The sequence below is a fragment of the Pseudomonas sp. genome, assembly GCF_050739995.1.
In the GTDB taxonomy this organism is placed as follows: Bacteria; Pseudomonadota; Gammaproteobacteria; order Pseudomonadales; family Pseudomonadaceae; genus Aquipseudomonas.
In genome coordinates this window covers 1-5,164 of record NZ_JBOICG010000610.1, presented here as the reverse complement: position 1 = coordinate 5,164, position 5,164 = coordinate 1, and the positions used below count along the sequence as shown (strand labels likewise).

Genomic DNA, 5,164 nt, shown 5'->3' with positions numbered 1-5,164 from the left:
GCGCGGGGCAAGCCCGCTCACTACAGGTTTCAACCCGGGGCGTGGTCGAGCATCAAGCGTTGACGCACCACATCCACCAGTTTGTCCGGCTGGAACTTGGACAGGAAGTTGTCGCAACCCACCTTCTTGACCATCGACTCGTTGAAGCTGCCCGACAGCGAGGTGTGCAGCACCACGTAGAGCCCACGCAGGCGTGGATCGTTGCGGATCTCGGTGGTCAGGCGGTAGCCGTCCATCTCGGGCATTTCGGCGTCGGTGAAGATCATCAGCAGCTTGTCGGTCATTACCTGGCCACTGTCGGCCCAGGCCTTGAGCATGTTCAGTGCCTTGAGGCCGTCGCTGGCGATGTGCATCTTCACGCCGAGTTGCCCAAGGGTGTCGCGCAGTTGCGACAGGGCTACGTTGGAGTCATCCACCAGCAGCACTTCGCGGCCACGGGCACTCTCCAGCACCGGGTCTTCGAGTTTTTCGCGGGAGACCTTGGCGCTGTATGGCACGATTTCGGCGAGGACTTTTTCCACGTCGATGATTTCCACCAACTGGTCATCGACCTTGCTGATGGCAGTAAGGTAATGCTGGCGACCGGCGCTGGTCGGCGGCGGCAAGATGGCCTCCCAGTTCATGTTGACGATACGGTCGACGCCGCCCACCAGGAACGCCTGTACCGACCGGTTGTACTCGGTGACGATAATGGTGCTGTTGGGCCCCGGCACCAGAGGGCGCATACCGATGGCCTGGGACAGGTCGATCACCGGCAGGGTCTGGCCACGCAGGTTGACCACGCCGCACACGAAGGGGTGGCGCTGGGGCATCAGGGTCAGCTTGGGCAATTGCAGCACTTCCTGCACCTTGAACACGTTGATCGCGAACAACTGCCGCCCGGCCAAGCGAAACATGAGAATCTCCAGGCGATTCTCACCCACCAGTTGCGTGCGTTGATCTACCGTGTCGAGAATGCCGGCCATTAAAAGCTCCTGATGTGCGCGCTTGATTCACGCTGAGAGGATTGTGCAGCTCAGTTAAGGCTAGTTATCGGCGGCAAGCGCCAGACCTTGACCCCGGTAAAATGCCACGTAAATCAGTTGATGTCACACTGACATCATGCTTTACTGAATCCGCCCCTCATCTGGCATTACAGCGACGTTGCGCGACATCCAAATCGACGCGGGGTTCCGCTGCGTAAGGGATTCCCCTACACACAATCAGGTCCAACCTGATATTCGCGATATCTAATAGCCATTAATGTGACGCCATTCTCATTGCATGAATGGAGTCAGGCTTTTGTTTGCCATACCAAGCCCACGCCCCACGGGTCTTCCAGGCACTCTGATGCCGGCAACTAAAGTTGTGCAATTGCCCCGGATAACGAGGGCCACGCATGGCTTTCGCGATCGATTCAATAACGATCCTACTGAAATCTCAGAACCAACCTACAGATTCCAGTCATATTTCAGCGGTAGTTTTACGCCATTCACCCGGTGCGACATCTCATCACCCGACCTTATGTTGCGGAGACTTGCATGATGAATAGCGCAAACGAATGGCAAACCGCACTTCCCGAATTCCTGCTGGAAGCCGAAATGCTGCTAGCCAAGTCGGAAGAGTGCTTGAGCCATCTGCATTTGATTCGCAACGACAGCGATGCCATCGACTGCATGAAAGCCAGCCTCGCCAAGCTCGCGGAAAAAGCCGAAGGCCTGGCACTGCAGGCGATCAGTGAGTTCTCCCGACACATCCAATACCTGATTGCCAACGCCGTGAGCCCCATGCAACTGCATGATCAGGCACTCGAGGCCCTGCATGACTGCCTGACGTTGCTGGCCTGGCAATTGGAGTTGATCGACACGCGAACCGGCGAGCTGGCACTGGATGAAAGTGAACAAACCACGCTGATTGCCACGGTTACCTTGCAGATCCCACAAAAAGACTTCGGTAACAAACCGCAACAACAGCTGCATCACACGGCCTGAGCAACGATCAGGCCGTGTTTAATACGTGAGTTATCTAAAAACGACCCTTTTATTAAACGGTCGAGGTGATCTTGCGTGGCAGAAGTATCAATTAGCCACCAACTTAATTAATACAATGACTCACTCACTCTGAACTCTGGGATTACCTCCCAGGGTATTTGTGTGGTCAATAAGCCTGTCGGGCGAGGCGCCAGGCGACCAACGGTAATAGTGGTGGTACTATGCCCCGCTCGAAGTGACTCAACTTCATCATGTTTAAAAACGATCCGGCACAGCATTCCAAACAAAGGCCTGTCAGCCACCATGACCGGCTTTCCCGCAGCGAACCTTCATTGGCTCCATCCGCTATGTACGCCAGCCTAAAGTCACTCATCGCAAGGTCCGTGTCCCGCAGCAATGCCCGCCGCCTGGTCCTCGCCTTGTGCCTGTGCTCATTGCTGGTCAGCCTGTGGGCCTATAGCCGTTCCGCGCCACTGCCGTTATCGATCCTTTTGCTCAACCTGACCACCTTGATCGTAGTGGGTGTGCAGCAGTGGAACTCGCGCAAATCCATCAAGTTCCAGCCCCAGGAATTGGCCGACCGCCTGTTGCAAGTCCAGGAAAACGAACGCCACCGACTCAGCCGCGATCTGCATGATGACATCGGCCAATTACTGACCGCCGCCAAACTGCAAAGCGAATGGCTCAAGCGCCGCCTTCCGGACGACCTGCAAAGCCAATGCTCGGTACTGTGCAACACGCTGAATGAAACCCTGGCCAAAGTGCGCGATGTCTCGGCCATCCTCAACCCGCGCCAGCTGGCCAGCCTGGGCCTGGAAGCCAGCCTGCGCGCGCACCTGCTCAAGACCCTGGAAAACACCCCGATCCACTGGAGCCTGGAATGCCAGCAACGGTTGACCGGCATCCCCGAAGAAATGGCCGTGGCGGCCTTTCGTATCACTCAGGAAGCGGTGACCAACATGCTCCGCCACGCCCAGGCGCAGAACCTGCGAGTGCGCCTGCAACGCCTGCCCGAGGGCTTATCGCTGATGATTTGCGATGACGGTCAGGGCTTCTCACCTGCTCCCAACCCGGGCCTGGAAGGCCAGCGGGGCATGGCCGGTATGTCTGAACGGATCGATCAGTTGGGCGGCTCGTTGTCCGTCAGCAGCCAGCCTGGCAAAGGCACGCGGATCGACGCACTTTTCCCCTGGGCGCCCCGCGCCCTCGAACGGGCCAGCGCCCCTAAGGCTCTTGAGTGACCTGTAAATTACTCCTGGTGGATGACCACGCACTGATCCGAGCCGGCGTGCGTGCGCTGATCCTGGATATTCCCGGCTACACCGTGATCGGCGAAGCCAACGATGGCGCGCAACTGCTGGAGAAATTCAGCACGCTGCAGCCGGATATCGTGCTGCTGGATCTGTCGATGAAACACACCGGTGGCCTGGATGCCCTGCAGCAACTCAAGCTCGCCTACCCCAAGAGCAAGGTGCTGATCCTGTCGATGCACACCGACCCCGAACTGATCATGCGCGCGCTGGAGTCCGGCGCCCATGGCTACCTGCTCAAGGACACCACGGCCAACGAGTTGGAGCACGCCCTGCTGGCCCTGCGCAACAACGAGCGCTACCTGAGCCCTGCCATTGCCCACACAGTGATCAACCAGGCATTGATCCGCAGCCAAGGCCCCTCCTCCACTGCCCCCCAAAGCCACACACTTACGCCACGCCAGTTGGAGATCCTGCGCTTGATCGTGCGCTTGATCGTGCGCGGCAAATCCACCCGCGAAATCGCCCAGGGCCTGGGCTTGAGCATCAAGACAGTGGAAGCGCACCGCTCACAGATCATGAAGCGCCTGCAGATTTACGACGTCGCCGGCCTGGTGTTATTCGCCGTTCGCGAGCAGATCATCAGCCTGGACGACTAGGGGCGAACCCAGCGGCAAATGCACGCGCAAAGCCTTGGGCAACGCACTGAAACGCAAATCGTCGCCCTGTAGCGGTTCACCATCCAGATTGAGGTACAAGCCCTCGGCCACCTTGATCTCGACCCAGGGCAAGCGCGCTCGCACAAACATATTGTCCAGACCCCAACCGTCGCTCATCAGGGTAAGCAAGGTGCCGACCACTTCCTGAGGCGCCGGCAGGATGCTGATATCGAGCATGCCGTCATCGGCCAACGCGCCAGGACACAGCACATGCCCACCGCCCGCCTGGCGGCCGTTGCCGATACCCAGCGCCAGCAAATCACCTTTCCAGTGAAACCCCGGACCTTCCAGCTCACCGTAAGCCGCTTTCAATTCGCTGAATCGCGTCAGGCCGGTGAACAGGTAGGCGGCGCCGCCCAGGACCTTTTTCAGGTCTTCCGAGGTATTGGCGGTGACCTGGCTGCCGAAGCCGCCGGTGGCCATATTGAGGAACATTTGCCCCCCAACCTGACCGAGGTCGATGGCCCGTGGCGGTACATCCAACAGTGCCAGTGCCTGGGCGGGCTCCAGTGGTACACCGGCGGCGCGGGCGAAGTCGTTGGCGGTGCCCAGGGGCATCAGCACCAGGCTGGACTCAGTCTTGGCCAAGGCCATGGCTTCGGCCACGTCGCGCAGGGTGCCATCGCCGCCGCCGGCAATGAGATGGGTGTAGCCGTCAGCCAACGCTTCGTTGACCAGACGCTGGGCGTCGCCGCCCTCCCACGTCACCCGCACGGCCAACTCCCAGCCCTGTTCGCGCCGGGCCTGCACGGCGGAGCGCACGTCCTCGTTGAGGGCTTGCTTGCCGTGGAGGATCAGCAGGGCTTTGGGGGTGGTCATTGCGGGAATCTCCTGATTCAAGGGTGCTTGGAGGATGTGGACCTTTTGGGAGGGGGTTTGGTTTACCGGGTGTATATCCATTTTTTTGGTAACGGCGGCTGGTGGTTCCGCCCTTACGGCGGGTCACTTTGGAAAAGCCCCAAAGTAACCAAAGGGCTCTTGCCCCAACACTCGGCACCTCGCTTAGGCTCGGTGTGCCCGCAATCCGACATTGATTTGGGGGGCCTAAGATCAAAATCAAGATCAAAAACAAAGCCAGAGCCAGAGCCAGAGCCGAATTAGATGTGCTTTTCTGTGGGAGCTGGCTTGCCTGCTAAAGCATCAGCCGTTTTTTCTTGTTTCACCGTGGTTTCCTAATCGAAGGAAAGCAAGCTCCCACATTTGACCGAGGCCGACAGTCAGTTTC

The 5,164-nt window shown here is 58.8% G+C and carries 5 protein-coding genes; 3 read left to right on the top strand and 2 right to left on the bottom strand.

The window, feature by feature from the left end; all coding sequences use genetic code 11:
• Nucleotides 1–29: 29 nt before the first annotated feature.
• Complete coding sequence (locus ACRESD_RS20520) at nucleotides 30–965, bottom strand: chemotaxis protein CheV (protein ID WP_431752574.1); 936 nt, start codon at nucleotides 963–965, stop codon at nucleotides 30–32.
• Between the two features lie 555 nt (nucleotides 966–1,520).
• On the opposite strand from ACRESD_RS20520, the gene ACRESD_RS20515 reads away from it, so the two are divergent.
• From ACRESD_RS20515 to ACRESD_RS20505, 3 genes are all read left to right on the top strand, one after another.
• Nucleotides 1,521–1,970 carry a hypothetical protein gene (locus tag ACRESD_RS20515; protein ID WP_431752573.1) on the top strand — a complete coding sequence of 150 codons (450 nt, stop codon included), beginning with the start codon at nucleotides 1,521–1,523 and terminating at the stop codon, nucleotides 1,968–1,970.
• A gap of 347 nt (nucleotides 1,971–2,317) precedes the next feature.
• A complete protein-coding gene (locus tag ACRESD_RS20510; protein WP_431752572.1) occupies nucleotides 2,318–3,211 on the top strand; it encodes a sensor histidine kinase in 894 nt (297 codons plus the stop codon).
• Nucleotides 3,208–3,879 carry a response regulator transcription factor gene (locus tag ACRESD_RS20505; protein WP_431752571.1) on the top strand — a complete coding sequence of 224 codons (672 nt, stop codon included), beginning with the start codon at nucleotides 3,208–3,210 and terminating at the stop codon, nucleotides 3,877–3,879. Before ACRESD_RS20510 ends, ACRESD_RS20505 begins: the two co-directional genes overlap by 4 nt.
• On the opposite strand, the gene yegS is transcribed toward ACRESD_RS20505, so the two are convergent.
• Nucleotides 3,838–4,758: a lipid kinase YegS gene (yegS, locus tag ACRESD_RS20500; protein WP_431752570.1), complete on the bottom strand. Its 921-nt coding sequence runs from the start codon at nucleotides 4,756–4,758 to the stop codon at nucleotides 3,838–3,840. The genes ACRESD_RS20505 and yegS overlap by 42 nt on opposite strands.
• Nucleotides 4,759–5,164 lie beyond the last annotated feature (406 nt).